Here is a 22,875-nt window from a genome sequence, read left to right as displayed (position 1 = left end):
GACACGGATGCCCAAGAGCGGGCTCTACGAGCGCACGCTTGGCAGGGCTTCGTCGTCAATACCCGGCCGTCAATCCAAAGTCCAACATCACCTGGGCACCGGTAACACCTTCGCATGCGGACGAGAGCAGCCACACAACGTGCTGCGCGACCTCTTGTGGTGACAGGAAGCGTGCGTTCTTTCCCTGGGGGTAGTGCGCAAGCAGATTCTGGAGATAGGCCTCAGGATTGCCGTTGCCATAGCGCTCGGCCTGGAAGCTGAGCATGGGTGAAAAGATGTCTGAGGGGCACAGCGCGTTGACACGCACACCATCACTTGCCAGTTCACGCGCCAACGCTTTTGTCAGAAGCCCCACGCCACCTTTGCTGGCGCAGTAGATGGCTGCTCCGGCGTTGCCCACTACGCCGGCGTCCGAGCTGATGTTCACGATGGCGCCATGACTTTTCTTGAGTGCGGGAATGGCGCGGCTGCACATGAAAAATACGGCCTTCAGGTTGATATCGATGCAGCGTTGCCAATCCGTTTCAGACGCATGTTCGCTAGCGCCTTCTACCCACACGCCCGCGCAGTTGGCCAAGCCATCAAGGCGGCCATGGGTTTCCAGCGCGAGTTGCATGAGTCTTTCTGCCGCATCCGCTTCACCCAAGTTCAGGCACATGGGTGTTGCCCCCAGGAGCTCGGCTTTGGCCTGCAGCGCTTCCTGTTGAATGTCTGTCAACACAAGCTTTGCACCCAAAGAGCAGAGGAGGTCGGCAACGGCACCGCCCACACCACCGGCCGCTCCCGTGACCAGAACGACCTTGTCTTTCATCAGGTCTGTTGCAAAGACGTTTGTCATGTTCAGCCTTTGCTTTCTTGCAGGATGTTTCCACCGTCCACGACGACCAGCTCGCCTGTGATGTAACTCGCCCCGGGCATGGCCAGAAAGGCAATGACAGAGGCCATCTCAAGCGCCGTGCCGGCGCGCCCTATGGGGGTATGTTGTGCCGCCTTTGCCTCATGCGCGGTTTGCGACGCCGTCGCAACCCAACCGGGTGCCACACAGTTGACGGTGATTCCACGCGCAGCGACTTCAATGGCCAAGGCTTTGCTCATGCCCACCATGGCCGCCTTTGCGGCACTGTAGACAGACTCTCCAGGGTGGCTGACCAATGGACCGGTGACCGACGAGACATTGATGATCCGGCCAGACTCCTGGCGCAGCATCGCCGGGACAACCGCTCGGGTGACAAGAAAGCAGGTGTTCAAGTTGCGCGCCATGCCGGTATTCCAGTCTTCATCGGACATTTCGGAGAAAGGTGTGAAAGACTCTGCGGAACCCTCCTGGGTCATTCCTGCATTGTTGACAAGGATGTCGATGCGGCCGAAGCGTTCCAGCACCTTGCTGACCATATTCCTTACCTGGGTGGCGTCGGTCAGGTTGGCCCGGTATGCCTCCACGTCGTGTTCAAGCGCATGCAACTCTTTGGCGCGCTCATGTATCCGGTCCCCGGTCGCGCAAATGGCAACACTGCAACCCAGTTCAGCCAGCAGTTTGACCGTCGCAAAGCCAATGCCGGAAGGACTTCCAGCACCAGTCACCAGGGCAATGCGTTTATTCAGATTGAACAAGGGGTGCAATTTAGTCTCCACGCCATTCATTTGAAAATTCGCTGGCGATGCTATCACAAAGAGTTAATTTGTGATCACATATTAACTAAATTTCACAGGTTTTGAAGCAAGATTTCTGATGATTTTATTGTTTGAGATCACAAGTTAATGATTTTTCATCGCTCTGCTGTGGACCTAACTTGCTTGGTGCCCGGTGGTCACAAACTTCGCAATATCCACCTCATCAATCTGCTCGGGCAGCAGATATTTTTCGGCGTAGCGTTTGTACACACCCGAGGTCAGGAACAGATCGAACAAATCCCCGTCAATGTGCTTGTCCTTCTTGAAGAAGGACAGGATCTTGATGGACTCCGACAGCGTCTTGGCCTTCTTGTAGGGGCGGTCCGAGGCGGTGAGCGCCTCGAAGATGTCGGCAATGGCCATGATGCGCATGGGCACGCTCAGCTCGTCGGCACCTAGCTTGCGCGGGTAGCCGGTGCCGATCAGGGTCTCATGGTGGGTGCCGGCGTATTCGGGCACGCGCCGCATGTTCTTGGGCAGGGGCAATTGCTCCAGCATCATCAGGCTTTGCATCACGTGCTCGTTGATCTTGAAGCGCTCCTCTTCGGTGAGGGTGCCACGGCTTACGCTGAGGTTGTAGACCTCACCATAGTTGTACTGGTGCTCCGGTATGTTGACCTTGAAGTTCCACTTGGGGTCCAGCACTGCCTTGCTGGTGCGTGGAATGATGTGGTGCGCCTTGTCCGACAGCAGTTGCTCGGTTGCGGGCAGGGCAGCTGGTGCATCGGTGTAGCGCTTGAGCTCTTCGTGGGCCAATCCGGCACGGTCGTCAAAGTGACGCAGCCAGGTCTGCTGGGCTATCTGCTGCAGGCGCTGCACTTTCTCAGGCGCCATGTATTCGCCACCCAGGTTGCACTCGGCCACAAACGCGAAGTCATCCAGCAGCTGTGCACGCCGTGCGTCAAAAGCGGCTTGTGCATCCTGCGCATCGCCGCCACCGGCCAGCGCTTCGAGCTGGGTGATGCGGGCATCGCGCAGCAGCACTTCAAAGCGCATGCGCACCTCATGGATGCGGTTGTAAATGGTTTCGAGCTTGCAGGCCTTGTCCACCACATACTCCGGCGTGGTGACTTTGCCGCAGTCATGTAACCAGGCGCCAACGCGGAATTCCCGCCACTCGTCTTCTGTTTCAAACTTGAAGGTTGACAGCGGCCCTGTGGTTTGGGCCGTGGCGGCTTCGGCCAGCATCATTCCCAGTTCGGGAACGCGCTCGCAATGGCCGCCGGTATAGGGGCTCTTGGCGTCAATCGCGCCGGCAATCAGCTTGATCAGCGCGTCCATGAGTTGCCGCTGCGCGTCGATCAGGTTCTGGTTCTCGATGGCCACGGCCGACTGCGCCGCCAGTGCCTCGACAAATCCAACCAGATCCTTGGGGAAGGGAATGACCTGGCCCGTCTTGGGATCCTGCGCGTTGAGCAGCTGGATCACACCAATCACTTCGCCCTCACGCGGACTCAAGGGGACCGTCAGCATGGAGATAGTCCTGAAGCCGGATTCTTCGCTGAACTTCTTGGTGCCCGACATGTCAAAGCGCGTTTCCGCATACACGTCATCCACGATGACGGATGTGTTGTTGTTGGCAGCGTTCACCACCACGTAGTGGTTGTTCGGCTTGCCATCAGCGTTGAAGAGCGGAATTTCAAAGGAGGGTAGCGCATCCTCGTTGGTGCGCTGGGCGAACACCAGGGTGTTTTGTTCGGTCTTTAGGAACAGCGTGGCTGCAGCGCAATGCGCAATCTCACGGGCGCCAAACAGCACGTGGCGCAGCAGCAGCGAGCGGTTCTGCTCACGCGAGAGCTTGATGCCGTTGTCCACCAGCCGTGCCAGCTTGTCCTGCGAGGTCTTGAGTTCGTCGGTACGGTTCTGGATGGCGCCATGCATGACGTACTGCGCGTCGCCCAGCGCCTGGACTTCATAGAGGATGGAGCGGGCCCGGTGTGGCTCCTGCGAGAAGTCCAGACGTTTGAGGCGTTCGGAGTCCACCGCCATGGCCGTCAGCGATTTGGCGATCTGGCGCGAGCCCAGCAGCGCCAGTGGTGCCAATACCAGCAATACCAGCAGCGCCAGGGTCAACACGTTGTGCTCGGCCTGCTTGAAAGCTGCAGTGAAGTCGGAAACCGGAGCCCAGACGGTGATGCGCAAGGGCATTCCCGGCACGGCCTGCACGGCCTTGTAATTGACGACAAAGTGGGTTTGTTCCGCGCCCATGGTCTGCAAACCGGAAACCACTTGCGCATCCCTTTGCAGGACGGAGAGGTATTCATTGGTGAGGCTGGTAGTCGCGCTCAGCGGTGCAATCGTCACCCCCTCGAATCGGGCCCCGTTGCCATGGAAGGCCAGCACCCGGCCCTGCCGGTCCTGCACTGCGATGGCTCCGTTGGGCGGCAGCTTGATATGAGAGAGAAAGGCTTCCATGCCACGCAGGCTGATGTCGGTTGCCAGCACGCCGGCGCCGTCCTGGAGAGGGGCCGCGACGGTCAGCCCCAGTTCGCCAGTGGAAGCAAACAGATAGGGCTCCGTCACAAACAGACGCTTCTGACTCAGAGCACCCTGGTACCAGGGGCGCTCTGTAGGCACCAATGTGGCAGGCTGCGAGCGGCTTCCTATCAGGTCCTTGCTGGCGGACAAAAAGTGATAGCTGTCGGTGCGCCTGCCTTGGTTGTCCCGCGTGATGCGGCGCACGGCATAGGCAGTGCCCTCAGGGGCCTTGATCGCGGCCTGGATGCGGGCGTCTCCCAACACGTTGATGACCTGAAGAAACTCGTTGTTCTGCAGCGCAAAGAAGTGCGAGTACGCATCAGGCTCTGCTTCAAATGATCCCAGGAAAGCTGGCACCATGCTGCTGGGGTTCAGCACACCATCCCGCACAAACATCTGGCGTTCGGAGGCCGTGCGAGCCAGTACCAGATTGCCGCTTTGCTTTACCAGGCTTTCCAGTTGCAGCGCAGCCTGTTCGGCAATCAGCGAAAAGCGTTCCTGTGCTGACTCTTCCGAGATGGATGAAAAGGTGCGAAAAACCGTGTAGAGGAACGCTGCCGCCAGGCAGAGTACCAGCAGCACCGTCATGGATAGCACCCAGGTCTGGAACCGGATCTGCAAGCGAAAGCGCATGGTAAACCCCCCGCCACTATTCTGTTGATGGATTCTAGGGTAACGATGATTAAGTCCGACCTAGCCCATGACTTGCATGTGAATAGCTAAGGCTGTGAGGGTGCACAAATGAAGCAGCAAACGCATAAAAGGCTCATCAACCACCGGGTTTGCCCAAACAAAAGCCGTTGCTTTTGCGCTCCACGCCACACATTTCACGCATACCCGTGTGTTGCATCGAATTGCGCGACCCGGCTGTGTATAGTTGGACGGACTTAACGAATTTGCCTTATGCACTCCACGAACCCGCACGACGCGCATTGGCCACCGGTTGGATCGGGCATGTGGACCCGCTGGTGGGGCTATCTGGCACGCTGGCTGATCTTCGGGCTGGCCATTCACATCTTTCTGCCGGTGGAAGACGGCCCGCAGCCTTGGTGGCAACTCAAACTGCTGCAGGCTGCAGTGGGCTTGCTGTTCGGTCTGGTCTGTGCGCTTGTGTTCACCTTGGCCGAAAACCGCTTCAACACCCCGCGCGTGCAATGGAAGTCCTGGGCCATCGTGGTGGCCACCTGGCTGCTGGTGAAGGTGGTGTTTGTCAGCACCTTCGCCATCATTGGCTAGACGCGCTCAGGGGCGCCGGTAGCTGACTGGTTGCCGGGACCAGTAAATCGAACTCAGCGAGTCCAGCCGCACTTCACCGCCACTCGACGGGGCATGCACAAAGCGCCCCTCGCCCACATAGATACCGGCGTGGTTGACGGTGCCCTTCTGGGCAAAGACCACCAAGTCACCGCTACGCAGAGAACCCGGCGGCACCGGCTGACCCCAATCGACCAGTGCGGAGGTTGTGCGCGGTGCGTAGATGCCGGCACGGGTCTTGTAGACATAACCGATCAGGCCGCTGCAATCAAAACCGGAGGCCGGCGTGTTGCCACCCCAGCGGTAGGGCGTTCCCACCAGACTGATGGCATACAGGGTCACGTCATTGGCAGCGTCCAGGCTCAGGCGCGATTGGATATCAACTGCTGCCTGGTCTGGCGCTTCTGTGCGTGACGTGGGCGCAGTGGAGCACCCTGCCAGGCCCACCGCAAGCACCACCGCCAGGCAGCATCCGGCGCGGGATGCAGTGCGGTGTATAGGGTGGCCTGTCTTGTGCATGGCCGCACTATGCCACGGCAGAGTCAATCTGCAATGCCTCAAGCGAAAAGTGCTTCAAAGCCCTGCTCCGGCTCGAAGCGCTTGTTGCGGTAACGCAGCCGGGTAGGGCCGGGCATGGCAGCTTGCCTGATGCTGTGGCAGGGGTCGCCGGGATAGCACAACACACGCTCGCCGTTTTCATCCATGGGCTCGGGCTGGATCAGCGCCGGCGGGATGGTACGCGCGGCCTGCAGCGCGCTGGCCACATCGGCAAAGCGCGCCAGATGGGCCAGGGTCATGATCTGGGGCGGCGCCATTTCAATGGTCCGGTCCCAGTACTGTTCGAGGGCGGCGCGGGGGCGCAACCAGTCGCTTTGCGTGGTTTCCACGTCGTCATGACGGGCAACCTGCCCTTCGGGCAGGGCGGCAACAAAGAAGCGGGTATCAAAACGTTTGCTGGAAATGGACGGCATCTTGGGTGTGACCCAGCGCGACCAGGGAATGACGGCCTGGGTTTGCAGCCGCAGACCGGTTTCCGCCAGCGCCAGATTGAACATGCGCCCGTCGCGCAACTGCACTGCAAGATCCATGCTGTGGGTTGGCGTCGCATCCTGGGCGAACAGCACGCCGCATTCTTCAAAGGCTTCGCGCAGCGCGGCTACAAACAGCCCCTTGGCGCGCTGCTGCTCCAGATCCGGTTCGCCGAGGCGTTTGTGCAGGTCTGCCGCAGAGCTGTCCAAATGATGGGTTTCGTCCAGCTGTGCGTCGCTTTCGTCCAGCTTGCCGCCGGGGAACACGTAGGCACCGCCCAACACGTCAGACAGGCCGTGGCGCTTGACCAGAAAAACTTCGGGGCCCTGTGGGCTATCCCTGAGAATGATGACGGTGGCAGCATCTCTGGGCGGTGTATGAATGATTTCGGAGGTGATTTCCATAGGAGCTTTGGCACACGCGGTGTGCGAATGGCATGCAGTATCCGTTTTTTTCTGGAGTGAAGTGTGGCGATTGATTTCAAAGGACGCGTAGCAATTGTGACCGGAGCCGGTGGTGGTTTGGGTCGCCAACATGCCTTGGCCTTGGCCAGACGCGGTGCCAAGGTGCTGGTAAACGACCTGGGGGGCGCACGGGACGGTTCGGGCAGCTCCCTGACGGCGGCCGAGCGCGTGGTGGCGGAAATCCGCGCCGCTGGTGGCGAGGCCATTGCCAACGGCGCTTCGGTGACCGACTGGGACGCGGTGCAGGCCATGGTGCAACAGGCGGTGGATGCCTGGGGTCGCATCGACATCGTGGTCAACAACGCCGGAATCCTGCGCGACAAGACCTTTGCCAAGATGGATCTGGCTGACTTCCGCCTGGTGCTGGATGTGCATCTGATGGGCGCCGTGCACTGCACCAAGGCGGCTTGGCCGCATATGGTGGAGCAGAAGTACGGGCGTATTCTCATGACCACTTCCAGTACCGGCCTGTACGGCAATTTTGGTCAGAGCAATTACGGTGCGGCCAAGCTGGCGCTGGTTGGGCTGATGCAGACATTGGGGCTGGAAGGCGCCAAACACAATATCCATGTGAACTGTCTGGCACCCACCGCAGCGACCCGCATGACTGAAGGGCTGATGCCACCGGAAGTGCTGGCGGCCCTGGAGCCCCAGGCCGTGACACCGGCCATGCTGGTGCTGGTGGGGGAGGATGCGCCCACCCGCACCGTGCTGTGCGCAGGGGCTGGAAGCGTGGAGGCCGCGCATATCACCCTGACGCAAGGTGCCTGGATCGGCCTGGATGCCCAGTCACCGGAGCGTCTGGCAGAGCTACTGGCGCAGGTGCGTGACCGCACCGCAGAAATGGTGCCGCACGACGGTTCGGGTCAGGGCGCGCACGAAGTGGGTCGTGCCACGGCCCTGCTCAAAAAGGGTTGACGGGGTGATCAGCCCTCGGCCTGCAAGGGGCTGTGGGCGGTCTGTTCGGCGCGGTTGTATTCGCGTTCGATGTTGAGGGCCTGCTGCTCGGCTTCATCGATCACGTCGGCGGGCACCAGGTCCGCGGAACTGACGGTGACATGGCCTACGCTGAACTGCGGAATGAACCGGTGCACTGCGTCGTTGCTGCCAATGACATCCAGTGGCTCCACCATCAGCTCACGCAGCCGCTCGGTCATCTTGCGGACCAGTTTGGGTTGCTTGACGGCGGACAGCACCACCACAAAGCAGCGCGGGTGGTACAGCCCCACCACGCAGCGAAAGCCCATGGCGCGCCGAATGCGCGCCGCCATGGCGGCCAGAATCTGCTGGTCCACCGAGTGGCCCGCCACTTCACTGAGCTCATAGAGGTTGCGCAGGTGCAGGCAGATCACGGCGCAGCTGGTGTTGAGCCTGGCGCTACGCCAGAAAGCGTCATCGACTTTGGACAGCAGAACCGAGCCGCGTGGCAGGCCAGTGGCCGGGTCAACGCCTTGGGACAGTCCGGCAAGCCGCTCGAGCTTGCGCAGTTGCCGGTTGCGCCGGATTCCCAGTGCCACCATGACCAGAAAGAAGACCACAGTACTGAAAGACGTCACGATCCAGATGGCGAGCGAGCCGTGGTCCGGTACCAGCTGGTGGGCAAACAGACCGCCCAGCGACAGGGCCAGGAACAGGCAGCCCACTGCCATGGTGCGTGCCAGCTTGTCTCCGAGCTGGGCTGCACGCACCGATGTGAAGGTGGCCAGCAAAACGGCCACCGCATTCAGGAAGGCGGCAAACAGCAGGATCTCGGTGCTCAGTGTTGCGGCAAACAGCACGCACAGCAGGGTGATGACCACGGCCGCCACCAGCAGACCGGTGGAGCCCCAGAGGATGGCGTTGTGCACGTAGTGGTCTTCCGCGGCAACACCCAGCCACTGGCGCAGATAGGTGAGCACCATGGCTCCGCTCAGGGGCCCCAGGCTGCTTTTGAGGATCAGTACCGGCACCACCGGCAGGCCGGGAAAGAGGTCTTCTGGCAGACCCGACAGCAGCACGCAGCTGAAACCGGTGACCGTCATGAACAGCAGGCCCCGGCACGCGGCCAGCGTGCGGCTCAGGGCAACGTCCACGACAGCCATGGTCCCGATGGTCAGCAGACCACCTAGCATGACTGACCAGACAACAGATTCCAACGTTTGCATATCCGTATTGTGCAGCCTCAAAACGGTGCAATCATGCCCTCAAACTGCACAAATAGTGCGCCTGTGTTAACTTCTCGCCCGAAGAAAAGACAAAGGGCCACAGGTATGGACAATTTTTCGCAAGGCCCTAGCTGGGTCGCCCCGGAGCGGCTGCGAGGCATTCGCCGCGGTTTGGAAAAAGAGAGTTTGCGTGCGCAGGAGAACGGCCGTCTGGCCATGACACCGCATCCGGAGGCGCTGGGATCGGCATTGACGCACCCCCGCATCACCACCGATTTCAGTGAGTCGCAGGTGGAGCTCATTACCGGTGTGCACGCCGGTGCGCAGGACTGCATTGACGAGCTCACCCGTATCCAGCAGTTCACCATGCAGTCGCTGGGTGATGAAATGCTGTGGGTATCGAGCATGCCCTGCGGACTGCCGGCAGACGACGCCATTCCGCTGGGTCAGTACGGCAGCTCCAACGTGGGGCGCAGCAAGACGGTATATCGCAGTGGGCTGGGGCACCGCTACGGCAGACGCATGCAGACCATCTCGGGCATCCACTACAACTGGAGCCTGCCTGATGTCTCCAGCGAAGCCTACTTTGGCCTGATCCGCAATTTCCGCCGCCACGCGTTTCTGTTGCTGTATCTGTTCGGGGCATCGCCTGCCGTGTGCTCCACCTTTGTTGCCGGTCGCGAGCACCGCTTGCAGCCGCTCAACGAGGGCACGCTGTATCTGCCCTACGCCACCTCGCTACGCATGGGCCGGCTGGGCTACCAGAGCGATGCGCAATCTTCCCTGGCCGTCAGCTACAACAGCCTGCAGGGCTACGCTGCATCCTTGCAACAGGCCCTGACCGTGCCCTATCCGGCCTACGAAGCCATTGGCGTGCGCGCGAAAGATGGCAGCTACAAGCAGCTGCAGACCACACTGCTGCAGATCGAGAACGAGTTCTACGGCACCATCCGCCCCAAGCGCGTGATCTTCCCCGGCGAGCGGCCCCTGCATGCCCTGCGCGAGCGTGGCGTGGAGTATGTGGAAGTCCGCTTGATGGACCTCAATCCGTTTGAGACGGTTGGCATCACCGCGCAGACACTGCGCTTTCTGGACGTGTTCCTGCTGCACTGCCTGCAATCGGACAGCCCGGATGACACGCCGCAGGAAATCGCGGCCATGGCACGCAACCAGCACAAGGCGGCAGAGCGCGGACGTGAGCCGGGTCTGGAGCTGGAGAAGGGCACTGGCACCATGACCCTGAGCGCCTGGGGGCAAGACATCGTGCAGCAACTCAAACCCATAGCGGCGCAACTGGACGCGGTGCACTCCACCAATGATTACTCCCGTGCGGTGCAGGACGCCGAGCGGGCCTTGCAGAATCCGGATCTCACGCCTTCGGCCCAGGTGCTCAAGGTCATGACGGAGGAGTTTGGCGGGTCTTTCGTGTCCTTTGTGCGGGCCCAGTCGCAAAAGACCCGGCAAGCCATGCTGGCAACGCCGTTGTCAGATGAGCAGGCCGCCGAGTGGGCGCGCATGGCCGCCAAGTCCATCCAGGACCAAAAAGAGATTGAGGCTGGCGACTCCCTGCCTTTTGACATCTACCTCAAGGAGTATCTCTCGCCCAAGCGCCTGGTCGCCAAACCGGTGGCTGCAACCGTCTGAGCGTGCGCCAAGCCGGACCTGCCCGACAATGCAGGTCCAGCAGTTAATTGACAGATAGGTTCAGCGCGATGGCAATTCAGTGGTTCCCCGGACATATGCACCTGACGCGCAAGGCCATTGCCGAGCGTATCAAGGACATCGATGTGGTTGTCGAACTGCTCGACGCGCGCCTGCCGGGCTCCAGCGCCAATCCCATGCTGGCCCAGATCACCAAAGGCAAACCAGCCCTCAAGGTGCTCAACAAGCAGGACCTGGCGGACCCGGTGCGCACTGCGGCTTGGCTGGATTACTTCAATGCCCAGTCCGACGTACGTGCGTTGCCGCTGGACGCCAGCATGAGCACGCCGGCCAAGGCTCTGGTGGCGGCCTGCCATGCGCTGGCGCCCAACCGCGGGGGCATGGCCAAGCCCATGCGGGTGCTGATCTGCGGCATTCCCAATGTGGGCAAGTCGACACTGATCAACACCCTCAAGGGCAAGCGCGCCGCCAAGACCGGTGACGAGGCCGGTGTGACCAAGCTGGAGCAGCGCATCACCATTGCCGACGACTTCTACCTCTACGACACGCCGGGCGTGCTATGGCCGCGCATCATCGTGGCCAAGAGTGGCTACAACCTGGCCGCCAGCGGCGCCGTAGGCCGCAATGCCTTCGATGAAGAAGAAGTGGCGCTGGAACTGCTGGACTATGTGCGCCAGCACTATGCCGAGGGTCTGGAGTCGCGCTACAAGCTCACCGGCGTGGCCGGGCAGACCGATGAGGAGTTGCTGGAGGCCATCGGCCGCAAGCGTGGAGCCTTGCAGGGGGGCGGCAAGGTCAACCTGACCAAGGCAGCGGAGATCGTCATCCACGACTTTCGTTCGGGTAGCCTGGGCCGCCTCACGCTGGAGACGCCCGAAGAGTTTGCTGAGTGGCTGCGGGCGGGCGAGAAGCTCGATGCCGAGCGCCAGATCAAGAAAGACGCCATCGAGGAAGCGCGCCTGATCCGCCTGAAAAAAATCCCGCGCCCGCAAAAGCCGCGCGAGCCCGCCTACGTGAAGGGTTCGCAAGGCGACGACCTGGACGATGAAACCAGCGATTGACGCATCTGGCCTGTCATGTGCACCAACTTCGTCCCTTCCGTGTGCCAGGAAATAGCGGCCATGCATCCGGGGTTGGTGCAGATGCCGGAGCAGGACTGGCCTGAAGAAACCTACCCTGGCTACGACGCCCCCATTCTGTTGCGCAATGCCCAGGGAGTCTGGGAGTGTCGGGTTGCGCGCTTCGGACTGGTGCCGCGCTGGTGCAAGGACACAGTCCAAGCGCAGACCATAGGTCGCAAGACTTACAACGCCCGCAGTGAGACCGCCGCTGAAAAGCCCAGCTACCGCGGACCCTGGCATCAGCGGCAGTGGGCCCTGGCACCCATGCGCGCCTATTTCGACCCGTGCTGGGAAGAGGCCGAGCGCAACGGTGGCCGCGCCGTGCGTTGGAAGATGGCCATGGCCGATGGCAACCCGTTTGCCGTCGCCGGTCTGTGGGAACAATGGGTGCATCCGCAAGACGGTGTCATCACGCACAGCTTCACGCTTTTGACCGTCAATGCAGATGGTCACGCCATCATGGGGCGCATGCACCGTCCCGGCGATGAAAAGCGCATGCCGGCCATCATTGCACCGCAGGATTACGGGGCTTGGCTGCAAGCCGACCCTGCCGAAGCCCATGGTTTTCTGCGCCCATTTGACGCTGCGCGCATGGCAGCCGGTCCGGCAGACAAGCTCAGAGAGCCGCCCCGGCAAGATTGTTTGTGGTAGTTGACCCAAGTCAAAAAAGGGCTATGGAAATAGGCGCAAGATGAAGGCTCACAACTTCACTTAGCGAGGCATTTATGTTCAAGAATATTTTGTTGGCAACCGACGGTTCTGCAGCATCTGCACACGCCGCCAAGCTCGCAGTCGGTATGGCCCGTCTGCACGGTGCAGCGCTGACAGCTCTGTACGTTTCCGACCCCTATCCCTATCTGGGCGTGGGCGAAGTCAATCCCATGGGTTACCAGGCCTATTCCGCCGCCGCACAACAATTGGCTGCCCAGGCACATGCCCAGGTAGAAGAGCTGTGCAAGGCCGAAACCCCACCCGTGAATCTGCAAGCCCGTCTGGTGGAAGACGTGGCCGCCGCCAGCGGCATCGTGGAAAGCGCCAAGGAGTTGGGCAGCGACCTGATCGTTATGGGTTCGCACGGCCGCACGGGTATTGCGCGCCTGATGCTGGGTAGCGTGGCAACCAAGGTGGTGGCCGAGTCTCCTGTGCCGGTGCTGGTGACGCGCTGATCGGATCGGGGCTGGTCACAGCCCTGCGAGTTCGCGTGCCCAGCCAAAAAGGGCACGCGGCCTATTGATGCGGGTACCATGCAGCATCAATATGCAAGCTTCCTTCAATTCGGTCGTGATGGTGGTGGACGACGTTCCGCAAAATACGCGGCTGATGCGTAGCGCCTTGGCGTCTGCAGGATACGCCGTAGTGACAGCGCAAGACGGCCCCACGGCTCTGGAAATCGCACAACACACCCCACCTGATCTGGTATTGCTGGATGTGCGCATGCCCGGTATGGACGGGTACGAGGTGTGCAGCCGTTTGAAGGCACAGGAAACCACACGGCACATTCCGGTCATTTTCATGACTGCCAGCGACAATGAAGACGCCGAGGCCCGCTGTTTTGAAGTAGGTGCCGCGGACTACATCACCAAGCCCATCATGCTGGCAACGGCGCTGGCGCGTGTCAAAGCCCATCTGAGATTGCAGGATCGCGAGAGGCGGCTGGAGACCATGTTTCAGGACGTGGTGGAGTTGGCGCCTGATGCTTTCATCTTCACCGACGACCAAGGAACCATCTTGCGTGTGAACGTCCGCGCGGAGCGCATGTTCGGCTATTCACGTCAGGAACTCATCGGTACGCCTGTAGTCGACTTGCTGCCCGATCGTGCATCCCCCACAGGCGTACGCAAGGGCGGTGAACCGTTTCCGGTTGAAGTCAACCGTAGCCCGATACAGACCGTCAGTGGCATGCTGTCCATGGCAGTGGTGCGTGACATGACAGCCTGGCTTGCGGCAGAGCGTGAACTCAATGCTTCACATCAGCGGCTGCGGGCATTTGCAGCCAAGAACGAAGTCGCTCGGGAGGATGAGCGAAGACGTGTTGCGCGCGAAGTGCACGACGAGATGGGGCAAGTGCTGACCGCTCTGCGCATGGACCTTTCGCTGGTGGAGTTGCATGCGGGTGCCGCCGATACCTTTGTAGGCACCAAGGTGAAGGACATGAAAGGCCTGGTGGATCAGGCCATACAGGGCGTGCGCAACGTCGCCGGCAACCTGCGCCCCCCCGTTCTGGACATGGGCCTGGTACCCGCCATCGAGTGGCTGTGCCGCGACTTCATGCGCCGTGCCGGCGTGGAGTGCCGGCTGTACCAGGGGGGTGAACCCATACCGCTGGATGACGAGCGCTCCGTGGTGATCTTCCGTATTGTGCAGGAGGCGCTCACGAATGCGAGCCGCTATGCGTCGGCACGTACGGTGGACGTAGAGCTGGACAGCAGCGAGGACGTGTTGCGCCTGGTGGTGCGCGACGATGGTCAGGGTTTCGATCCTGACGCCACGGTCGGCCACCGCTCCTTTGGTTTATTGGGTATGCGGGAACGGGCTTTGGCATTGGGAGGAAGAATGGAGCTCGTCTCTGCACCCGGTAAGGGCACCTGCATTTCCGTAACCATCCCCATGCGCAATCCAAATCCAGGGGAAACCCAATGATCAATCTGCTGATTGCTGACGACCATGCCATTGTTCGCAGTGGCATCAAGCAGATATTCGCCTTGACGATGGACATTCGTGTGGCGGGCGAGGCCATCAACGGTGCAGAAGTTCTCGACAGCTTGCGCCAGGGCACATACGACGTATTGCTGCTGGACCTCAACATGCCCGGCATCAGCGGCACGGATCTGATCAGCCGGGTCCGCTCGCACTATCCCGATTTGCCCATCCTGGTGTTGTCCATGCACGACCAGCCGCAGGTGGTTTCCAGCGCGCTCAAGGGCGGAGCCACAGGTTTTGCCACCAAGGACTGTGAGCCCCAAACGCTTTTCACGGCCGTGCGACAGGTGGCACGCATGCAGCGCTACGTCACACCGGTATTGGCGGAGAAGATGGCTCTGGAGGCCGCTTTGGGTGCCCCTTCCTTGCCGCACCACCTGCTTTCGCCACGCGAGCTGGAAGTACTGCGCTTGCTTGCCAAGGGCTTTGGTGTCAATGAAATCGCCGAAGAATTGGCCATCAGCAACAAGACGGTCAGCACCCACAAGATGCGCCTGATGGAGAAGATGAACTTCTTCAGCGTGGCCGATGTGGTGCGCTACGCCATGCAGCACGAACTGTTGGCCTGATTCCAGGTGCAGGCCTCGACCTGCACCGCCCCAGACGCTCCGGGGGTAGTCATTTCCTGACATCTGAATCGGAATCCGCCGAGGTTCAATTGAACCTATAAGGCGCATCCTCACGGCATACACATGTGTGCTTGGTGCTTTTCTGATCCGGGTCCGTGTGACCCGTTTCATCAAACCCAAAGGCACCAACCATGCAAAGCACGTCTTCCTCGGCGCAAGTCACAAGTGAGAGTGGCACCGCCTCATATCTGGCAGGTGCGGCACCTGACATCCGTGAGTTCCTGGCATTCAAACTGGGCGCCGAAGAATATGGCATCGACATCCTGAGCGTGCAGGAAATCCGTTCGTTCGAGAAGCCCACCCGCATGGCCAATATGCCGGCGTTTGTGCTGGGCGTTCTGAACCTGCGCGGCGTGATCGTACCGGTGCTCGACATGCGGGTGAAATTCAACCTGAGCCAGGCGGAATACGGCAGCCTCACGGTGTGCATTGTTCTGAGCATGGGCGACCGCGTCGTGGGCATGGTGGTGGACGGTGTATCTGACGTGATTGCGCTTACCCCAGGGCAAATGCGCCCGGTGCCCGAGTTCTCTTCTAGCGTTGGCAGCGAACACCTGCTGGCCATTGGCTCATTGGAGGACCGCATGCTGATTCTGCTGGACATCCAAAAGCTCATGAGAAGTCCCGAGATGGGGCTGATTTCCACTTCCATTCAATAACCAACTTCACAGGGATATCTACATGAACAATCTGACGGTAAGAACCAAACTTTCGCTTGCATTTGGCGGCCTGGCCCTATTGGTCCTGCTGATTGCGGGTTTTTCTCTCTCCATGCTGGGAGATGCCAACGCTCGCTTCGAGAATTACGTCAATGGCATCAGCGCGCGCGGAAACACCGCTCATCAGGTGCGTGAGGCCATTGACCTGCGGGCCGTTGCTGCACGCAATCTGGTGCTGGTTACCAAACCGGAAGATATGGCCGTAGAGAAGGAAGTAGTCACCAAGGCCCATGCTGCCGTAGTTTCCAATATGGAGAAACTGAAGAAGTTGGCGCAAGCGCCAAGCATATCGGAAGAAGGTCGTCGCGCAGTAGAGGAGTTTGACAAGATCGAGCAAGCCTACGCACCAGTGGCACTGTCGATCGTGGATCTGGCACTGCAAGGCAAAAAGGAAGAAGCCATAGCGAAGATGAATACCGAATGCCGGCCACTGCTTGCCAAACTGGTACAAGTGTCTGAGGCGTATTCAGAGTTGAACATCAAGCGATCCGCGATGCAGCTGGAAACTGCCGCCGCCGATTACGCTACCCAGCGCACTTATCTGATTCTCGTCAGTTGCGTTGCCCTGATCGCCGCCATCGTGGCGGGATTTTTGATCACCCGCAGCCTGACCCGAGCCCTGGGCGGCGAACCTGCAGAGTTGTGCGACGTGGTGGGCAAGGTGGCCGATGGCAACCTGACCAGCCCTTTGCAGGTGGGTAGTGGCGACACCGTCAGCGTGATGGCAGCGGTTGCCCGAATGCAGGCATCGCTGACGCACGTGGTCTCCACTGTGCGTAGCGGCTCCGAAGGCGTGTCCACGGCCAGTGCCGAAATTGCCTCGGGCAACAACGACCTCTCAGCCCGCACCGAGCAACAGGCCAGCGCCTTGCAGGAAACCGCGGCGTCCATGGAAGAACTCAGCTCCACCGTCAAGCAAAACGCCGACAACGCCGCCCAAGCCAACCAGCTGGCGCAGAACGCGTCCAGCGTGGCCGTCAAGGGCGGTGAGGTAGTTGCCCAGGTGGTGGACACCATGAAAGGCATCAACGACAGCTCCAGAAAGATCAGCGACATCATCAGCGTGATCGACGGCATTGCCTTCCAGACTAACATCCTGGCCTTGAATGCGGCGGTGGAGGCAGCGCGTGCCGGTGAACAAGGTAGGGGTTTTGCAGTGGTGGCCAGCGAAGTACGTAGCCTGGCGGGCCGCAGTGCGGACGCGGCCAAGGAAATCAAGAGCCTGATCAACGCCAGCGTAGAGCGGGTGGAGCAGGGCACGTTGCTGGTAGACCAGGCTGGAGAGACCATGACAGAGGTGGTGAGTTCGATCCGCCGGGTGACCGACATCATGGGTGAGATCAGCGCGGCCAGCACCGAGCAGAGCCAGGGCGTGGCGCAGGTGGGCGAAGCAGTCACCCAGTTGGATCAGGCCACGCAGCAGAACGCCGCGTTGGTGGAGGAGATGGCTGCTGCGGCCTCAAGCCTGAAGGGCCAGGCGCAGGATCTGGTGCAGGCAGTAAGCGTGTTTCAGCTGGGAGCACAGGCAGAAATGAATAGTCCCCCGGCTTTGCAGCGTGCCAATGTGCGGCGGGTGGAGCGCACTCCCGCAGCAGCTGCCAAACCATTAAAAAAACCCGCAGGCAATCGCGCACCGCAAATCGCGGGCGGGGCTAAGAAGGTGGTTGCTACTGTTGACGCGGATAGCGATTGGTCCAGTTTTTAGTTCCCGATGGGTAGTTACCCAACGCACGCACAAGGGGAAATCATGACTATTTCGTTCGGTTCAATTCACCGCATCCAGGGGGTGCCGGATATAGACCTGAGTGACTCGCGCATTCTGATTGTGGATGACGAGCCAATCAACGTGCGCCTGATGACCAAGGTGCTTGAGCAGGCGGGATTTACCCAGGTGCGGGGTACCAGTGATCCAAGGGAAGGCTTGGCCATCTATCGTGAAACGCCGCAAGACTTGGTGGTGCTGGACCTGCGCATGCCGGGTCTGAGTGGGATGCAAGTATTGGCCGAGCTGAAGAAGCTCGAATCCGGAGGCTATGTCCCGGTATTGGTGATGACTGCGGAAGATGACCCTGCCGTGCGTCTGGAAGCGCTGCGGGCCGGGGCCCGTGACTTTGTGGGCAAGCCGTTTGATGCGCACGAAGTGCTCAGCCGTATCTACAACCAGCTGGAAGTGCGCTACCTCTACAACCGATTGATCGTCCAAAACGCGACGCTGGAGGCGTCCGTGCAGGCGCGTACGCAGGAATTGACCGATGCGCGTTTGGAGGAGGTGCGTCGGCTGGTGCGAACCGCTGAATTTCGGGATAACGAAACCGGTCTGCATCTGGTGCGCATGAGCAAAATCTCTGCGGCACTGGCGCATCAGTGCGGTCTACCGCCGGCTATTTGTGAAGACATTCTGAATGCCAGTCCCATGCACGACATTGGCAAGATCGGCGTCCCCGACGGTATTCTGCTCAAACCGGGTCCGCTCGATGCGGCAGAGTGGGAGACCATGTGCATGCATCCCATCATCGGGGCAGAGATATTGAGTGGCCACGATTCCAGTCTGCTGCGCATGGCGCATGACATTGCACTTTGCCACCATGAGAAGTGGGACGGAAGTGGCTATCCACATGGGCTTGCAGAGACTGACATTCCCCTGGCTGCGCGCATTGTTGCGGTAGCCGACGTCTTTGACGCACTGACTTCCAAGCGTCCGTACAAAGCCGCATGGCCCGTGTCTCGCGCGTTGGCGGAAATGGATCGCATGGCCGGCGCACACCTGGACCCGGCGCTGGTGGTCTGCTTGCACGAAATACAGACAGAAGTGGAGACCATTTTGGTGGCCAATGCGGAGCCAGATGGAGTAAGTCGCCTGCAGCGCATCCAATCGGAGACACTGCTGGGCACCAATCGGTTTAGGTGATATACCTGACGGTGTGGATACTTGCCGCACGTTTCAACCATGTCTTTGAGCAGTCATACCTCGCGCGCCGAGCCTGTTAGGCCTTCTGCAGCGATGGGGGCGGCAACGTTGTGCGTTGCGCTTGTTGGTGTGGCACTCTCCAGTCTTTTGTACTTGATACCTCAAGGGGACGCCCTGTTCGCGCACGGCATTGCCTTGCCTCACTTGCCTGTGGACTGTGCGGTGGCGTTTCTCCTGTGCGGTGTGGCTTTGTTGCTGTTGCAGTGGCGCAAGGGGCGTCGGCCGGGTTTTTCTCTTGTGGCCGTAGCCTGGACACTATCGGTTGCCCGACTGGCCCAACTGGGCCTGTTTCCAGATTCAGCAATGAACCTATGGCTCTTGGAGCATGCGGGTGGTCTGCCACCCCTGCGTATGCCAGTGAATGCCATCGCCATGTCAGTCTTCTGGCTTTGGACGTCCGGGTTGCTGGTCAGTCAGGCGCAAATGCAATCGGTCTTGTATCCCGCGAAGCGCCAGATCGTCGGACTGGCTTGGTGCACCTATCTGGTGATGGTATTGCTTGCGTCTGTGGCATATCTTGCGCTGGGGTTGCGGCGGGGACTTTCCAACTTCATTGCGCCGGATTTTTGGTGGATGCTGGCCGGGTACATGGCAATGACCTGGGCCTTGAGCCTTGTGGGCTGGTGGAAATTCCCAGTCCACTGGCGCAAACCCACACTCAGAAGTTGGGCCCAGGGGGCGCTTGCCTTGCAGCTCTCGCTTACCTTGATAGGGTGGGCCGCATTGACCTATCGCGAGAGCGAGCAGCTGGTGCGCAAGCTCGATTCGCAGGCCAGTTGGTTACAGAAGATTTTTCTGGAAGTGACCAATGACCACACCGGCTCATTGGAGCGCATGGCCTTGCGCTGGGAAGCCAGCGGCGGCACCCCGTTATTATTGTGGTCGCTTGACGCCAAAGCACATCTGGAGAGCAACTCCGACTTTCAGGCATTGGCCTATTTTGACAAGGCCGGTCGGCTGGCGCGGTTTGTACCGCGGGCAAACAATGCCCTGGTAAAAGACTTTGACCTGCGTGCAGACACTTTTCCTCGTCCTGATGCTGCACGCTCGCCAGTTTTCACCGAACAAGTCTCGCTGGAGGTGGCTGAACAGAATTTTCTGCTGATTCGTGCCTTGACAGTGCAAGGGCGCTTTGACGGCTGGCTGGCCCTGGTCTTTCGCACGGAAGGTTTCTTTTCGGAGCTGTCCAAGCCAGTGGACGACTTCAGCTACTGCCTTGAAGTGCTTGACGCTGGCAAGGTGGTCTATCGCAATAACTTGAGTCCCAGCGAGGCCGATGCTCGATACGCCCATGAGTTTGAGATTCCCAATGGGAACGGGTTTTGGCAGATTCGACTGACACCAAGCCAGATCGCTGTAGACAGCCTGCGCTCCGACTCCGCCTTGGTCCTGCTGATTGGAGGGTGTCTGACCACTCTGATGATGGCAATGGCATTCTGGTTTCTCCAGCGGGATGCGACCAGCCGCAATGCACTGCTGAAGGCACATCGGTCGCTGGACGAACTGGGTCGTGAGGCACACAAGCTGGCATTGGTGGCTTTGCATTCACGCAACCCAACGGTCATTACCGATGCGGCGGGCCGGATCGAGTGGGTCAATCAGGCCTTCAGTGACAGAGTCGGCATCAGCACTGAGCATGCGTCAGGCATGGACTATTGCGAAGTCTTGAAGGCACGTGTGGTTGATCCGGCAGATGCCGTACCCATCGTGAATGCCTTCCGGTCCGGTACCAGTGTTGTTGCCGACAGATTGCTGCATTTATCCAATGGGGTTGATGCCTGGGTGCAAGCAGAGGTGTCGCCCATTCGTGACGGTGCGGGACAGCTATGCCAGTTCTTTGTCATCACCCGGGATGTCACCGAGATCAAGCGCGTGCAGAATGAATTGGACTCCAGCCGCCGACTGTTGCGGAGCTTGGTTGATGTGATTCCCGACATGGTGGGCTACTGGAGCCGGGACCTGCGGTGTGGCTTTGCCAACGCTAGGTATCTCGAGTGGTTCGGCCGTACACCCGAAGAGATGCAAGGCATCTCCATGCAGGAACTGTTTGGCGAAGAGCTGTTCCGCAAGAACCAGCCTTTTATCGATGCCGCGCTGCGCGGAGAACGTCAGGACTTTGAGCGCACACTGGTCAAGGCAGATGGCAGTACGGGCTACACCTGGGCGCATTATCTTCCCGATATGCAGAATGGCGAAGTGCGCGGTTTTTTCGTGGCGGTGAACGACATCACCGATGTCAAGCTCACGCAGCTGCAGCTGCAGACACTCAACGTGGAATTGAACCAGCGCACTCAGGAAGCAGAAACTGCAAACCGCGCCAAGAGCGAGTTTCTCTCCAGCATGAGCCATGAGTTGCGCACGCCCATGAATGCCATGCTGGGCTTTGCACAGCTGATTGCCATGGATGCGCAACTGGCGCCGCACCACAAGGAAAACGTGAGCGAAGTGCTGCGCGCTGGCAAGCATCTGCTGAGCCTGATCAACGACTTGCTGAGCCTGAGCAAGATCGAAGCCGGACACACGGAGTTGCAGCACACCACCATTGAGGCGACAGAACTGGTGGAGGAGTGTCTTGCGCTGGTGCGCCCCATGACAGTTGACAATGACACGCGTCTGATGTCTGACGTGGCACCTTTGGTGTTCACCAGCGACCGGCGCTTGCTCAAACAAGTTCTGATCAACCTGCTGACCAATGCCATCAAGTACAACCGGCCGCATGGACAGGTGCGGGTGACCGTGCAGCCCAGCTCCGCTGGCGTGCATTTCGTGGTCAGCGATACGGGCCTTGGCATTGCCAGGCATCGCCAAGCTGAGCTGTTTCAATCGTTCAATCGCCTGGGGGCGGAGACCAGTGATGTTGAAGGCCACGGCATTGGCCTGGTCGTCTGTCAACGCCTTGTGCAGGTGCTGGGGGGCACCATCCGTGCCGTCAGTGAGGAGGGTGTAGGAAGCAGTTTCAGCGTGACCTTGCCGATGCAGTGGCCCGGAGCCACCAGTATGTCAGTTGCAACAACCGATACGCCTTCTGGTTTTCAATTTGCGCCGGCAGTGGTGCTCAGCATTGAGGACAGTCCGGCCAATCGCCGATTGGTCAAGGGAATATTTGCTGAATACGAGGCACTGGAATTGATCGAGGCCACTTCAGGAGAGGCAGGTCTGGAGGTGGCACGCCTGCGCCTCCCGGACCTGATTCTGCTGGACATTCAATTGCCGGGTATCGATGGTTTGGAGGTACTGCGGCAGTTGCGCTCCAATCCCGAATCAAGACATATCCCAGTCATTGCCATCAGCGCCCACATCAAAGGTGAATACGCCGGGCAGCTGGAAGAAGCAGGTTTTGATGCGCACATCAGCAAACCCTTTGAAGTCCATGAACTGATGGCGATGGTGAACCGCCTGTTGCAGAAGGACCGGACCGTCAGCGAAGGCTAGTTCAGCCCCAGGAACTGCGCCAGGGCCGCAGTTTCCATGGCGCCCGCATTGGTCACCACCTGGCCGGTGGTGGCATTCTTGGCGACGATGTAAGGCACCGACTCCACGCCCATGGCGTTGAACATGTCGGTGTTCTTCTTGATGGCTGCGGCGATGTCGTCGGGAATGCTGGAGGAGGCCGAGGTGCCGCCGGTGCCGGCCAGTATGGATGCCTCATGCGTATTCATGGCTTCCACCGGGTTGGCGGCAGTCAGCAGTGCCGCGCCCTGCGGTGCGCTCTTGGCATTGATGAACGACACCGGCATCCAGACGAATTTCACCTTCTTCAGCAAGGGCTGGGACTGCTCCCACAGGTGGCCGCAATGCGGGCACTGCGGATCGAACATCACATACACCGTGTTGTTGCTCATCACCAAGCCAGCTACAAAGCCTTTGCCGTCCTTGGCCAGCAGATCGTAGGCATCGGCGGGCTTGACGCTGCCGGCTACTGGTTTTTCTTCCTGCGGTGAACAGGCTTGCAAACCCAGGGCCAGGGCACCGACAAAGGGCAGGGAGGCTGCGCGCAGCATGGCGCGGCGGGGGAGTGTGTTCAGAGTCATTCCAA

General features: G+C 60.0%; 19 protein-coding genes. 12 read left to right on the top strand and 7 right to left on the bottom strand.

Features of this window, described 5'->3' with window-relative positions; all coding sequences use genetic code 11:
- Window positions 1-55 precede the first annotated feature (55 nt).
- From AAGF34_RS24120 to AAGF34_RS24110, 3 genes are all read right to left on the bottom strand, one after another.
- Window positions 56-838, bottom strand: a complete 783-nt coding sequence (locus AAGF34_RS24120) for an SDR family oxidoreductase (protein WP_342618248.1) — start codon at window positions 836-838, stop codon at window positions 56-58.
- 2 nt (window positions 839-840) lie between these two features.
- Complete coding sequence (locus tag AAGF34_RS24115) at window positions 841-1,620, bottom strand: SDR family NAD(P)-dependent oxidoreductase (protein WP_342618247.1); 780 nt, start codon at window positions 1,618-1,620, stop codon at window positions 841-843.
- A 165-nt stretch (window positions 1,621-1,785) separates the two neighbouring features.
- The gene (locus AAGF34_RS24110) at window positions 1,786-4,782 is read right to left on the bottom strand and encodes an HD domain-containing phosphohydrolase (RefSeq protein ID WP_342618246.1); all 2,997 of its coding nucleotides are present in this window, start codon (window positions 4,780-4,782) and stop codon (window positions 1,786-1,788) included.
- A 270-nt stretch (window positions 4,783-5,052) separates the two neighbouring features.
- On the opposite strand from AAGF34_RS24110, the gene AAGF34_RS24105 reads away from it, so the two are divergent.
- A complete protein-coding gene (locus AAGF34_RS24105) occupies window positions 5,053-5,385 on the top strand; it encodes a hypothetical protein (protein WP_342618245.1) in 333 nt (110 codons plus the stop codon).
- Window positions 5,386-5,391: 6 nt separating this feature from the next.
- On the opposite strand, the gene AAGF34_RS24100 is transcribed toward AAGF34_RS24105, so the two are convergent.
- Window positions 5,392-5,922 carry a C40 family peptidase gene (locus tag AAGF34_RS24100; protein ID WP_342618244.1) on the bottom strand — a complete coding sequence of 177 codons (531 nt, stop codon included), beginning with the start codon at window positions 5,920-5,922 and terminating at the stop codon, window positions 5,392-5,394.
- 38 nt (window positions 5,923-5,960) lie between these two features.
- Window positions 5,961-6,836, bottom strand: a complete 876-nt coding sequence (locus AAGF34_RS24095) for an NUDIX hydrolase (protein ID WP_342618243.1) — start codon at window positions 6,834-6,836, stop codon at window positions 5,961-5,963.
- 63 nt (window positions 6,837-6,899) lie between these two features.
- Between AAGF34_RS24095 and AAGF34_RS24090 the strand changes: the two genes are divergently transcribed.
- Complete coding sequence (locus tag AAGF34_RS24090) at window positions 6,900-7,814, top strand: SDR family NAD(P)-dependent oxidoreductase (RefSeq protein ID WP_342618242.1); 915 nt, start codon at window positions 6,900-6,902, stop codon at window positions 7,812-7,814.
- A gap of 8 nt (window positions 7,815-7,822) precedes the next feature.
- Here the strand turns inward: AAGF34_RS24090 and AAGF34_RS24085 are convergent, their stop codons facing one another.
- Complete coding sequence (locus AAGF34_RS24085; RefSeq protein ID WP_342618241.1) at window positions 7,823-9,040, bottom strand: GGDEF domain-containing protein; 1,218 nt, start codon at window positions 9,038-9,040, stop codon at window positions 7,823-7,825.
- 105 nt (window positions 9,041-9,145) lie between these two features.
- Here AAGF34_RS24085 and gshA point away from each other — a divergent pair, with 105 nt between their 5' ends.
- From gshA to AAGF34_RS24035, 10 genes are all read left to right on the top strand, one after another.
- Window positions 9,146-10,684 (top strand): glutamate--cysteine ligase, encoded by a 1,539-nt coding sequence (gshA, locus tag AAGF34_RS24080; protein ID WP_342618240.1) that lies wholly within the window; start codon window positions 9,146-9,148, stop codon window positions 10,682-10,684.
- Between the two features lie 68 nt (window positions 10,685-10,752).
- A complete protein-coding gene (ylqF, locus tag AAGF34_RS24075) occupies window positions 10,753-11,763 on the top strand; it encodes a ribosome biogenesis GTPase YlqF (RefSeq protein ID WP_342618239.1) in 1,011 nt (336 codons plus the stop codon).
- 60 nt (window positions 11,764-11,823) lie between these two features.
- Complete coding sequence (locus AAGF34_RS24070; RefSeq protein ID WP_342618238.1) at window positions 11,824-12,474, top strand: SOS response-associated peptidase family protein; 651 nt, start codon at window positions 11,824-11,826, stop codon at window positions 12,472-12,474.
- A gap of 74 nt (window positions 12,475-12,548) precedes the next feature.
- Complete coding sequence (locus tag AAGF34_RS24065; protein WP_342618237.1) at window positions 12,549-12,989, top strand: universal stress protein; 441 nt, start codon at window positions 12,549-12,551, stop codon at window positions 12,987-12,989.
- A 91-nt stretch (window positions 12,990-13,080) separates the two neighbouring features.
- A complete protein-coding gene (locus AAGF34_RS24060) occupies window positions 13,081-14,463 on the top strand; it encodes a response regulator (RefSeq protein WP_342618236.1) in 1,383 nt (460 codons plus the stop codon).
- A complete protein-coding gene (locus AAGF34_RS24055) occupies window positions 14,460-15,092 on the top strand; it encodes a response regulator transcription factor (protein WP_342618235.1) in 633 nt (210 codons plus the stop codon). Before AAGF34_RS24060 ends, AAGF34_RS24055 begins: the two co-directional genes overlap by 4 nt.
- 191 nt (window positions 15,093-15,283) lie before the next feature.
- Window positions 15,284-15,811, top strand: a complete 528-nt coding sequence (locus tag AAGF34_RS24050) for a chemotaxis protein CheW (protein WP_342618234.1) — start codon at window positions 15,284-15,286, stop codon at window positions 15,809-15,811.
- A 22-nt stretch (window positions 15,812-15,833) separates the two neighbouring features.
- Window positions 15,834-17,576: a methyl-accepting chemotaxis protein gene (locus AAGF34_RS24045; protein WP_342618233.1), complete on the top strand. Its 1,743-nt coding sequence runs from the start codon at window positions 15,834-15,836 to the stop codon at window positions 17,574-17,576.
- 42 nt (window positions 17,577-17,618) lie between these two features.
- Window positions 17,619-18,779 carry an HD domain-containing phosphohydrolase gene (locus tag AAGF34_RS24040; protein WP_342618232.1) on the top strand — a complete coding sequence of 387 codons (1,161 nt, stop codon included), beginning with the start codon at window positions 17,619-17,621 and terminating at the stop codon, window positions 18,777-18,779.
- A gap of 39 nt (window positions 18,780-18,818) precedes the next feature.
- Window positions 18,819-22,271: a PAS domain-containing protein gene (locus AAGF34_RS24035; RefSeq protein ID WP_342618231.1), complete on the top strand. Its 3,453-nt coding sequence runs from the start codon at window positions 18,819-18,821 to the stop codon at window positions 22,269-22,271.
- Here the strand turns inward: AAGF34_RS24035 and AAGF34_RS24030 are convergent.
- Window positions 22,268-22,870 (bottom strand): thioredoxin fold domain-containing protein, encoded by a 603-nt coding sequence (locus AAGF34_RS24030; RefSeq protein WP_342618230.1) that lies wholly within the window; start codon window positions 22,868-22,870, stop codon window positions 22,268-22,270. The genes AAGF34_RS24035 and AAGF34_RS24030 overlap by 4 nt on opposite strands.
- Window positions 22,871-22,875: the final 5 nt, after the last annotated feature.

This window comes from Rhodoferax sp. GW822-FHT02A01 (genome assembly GCF_038784515.1).
Taxonomy (GTDB): domain Bacteria; phylum Pseudomonadota; class Gammaproteobacteria; order Burkholderiales; family Burkholderiaceae_C; genus Allorhodoferax.
The sequence above is the reverse complement of the archived record's forward strand: the minus strand, read 5'-3'. Positions and strand labels throughout refer to the sequence as shown.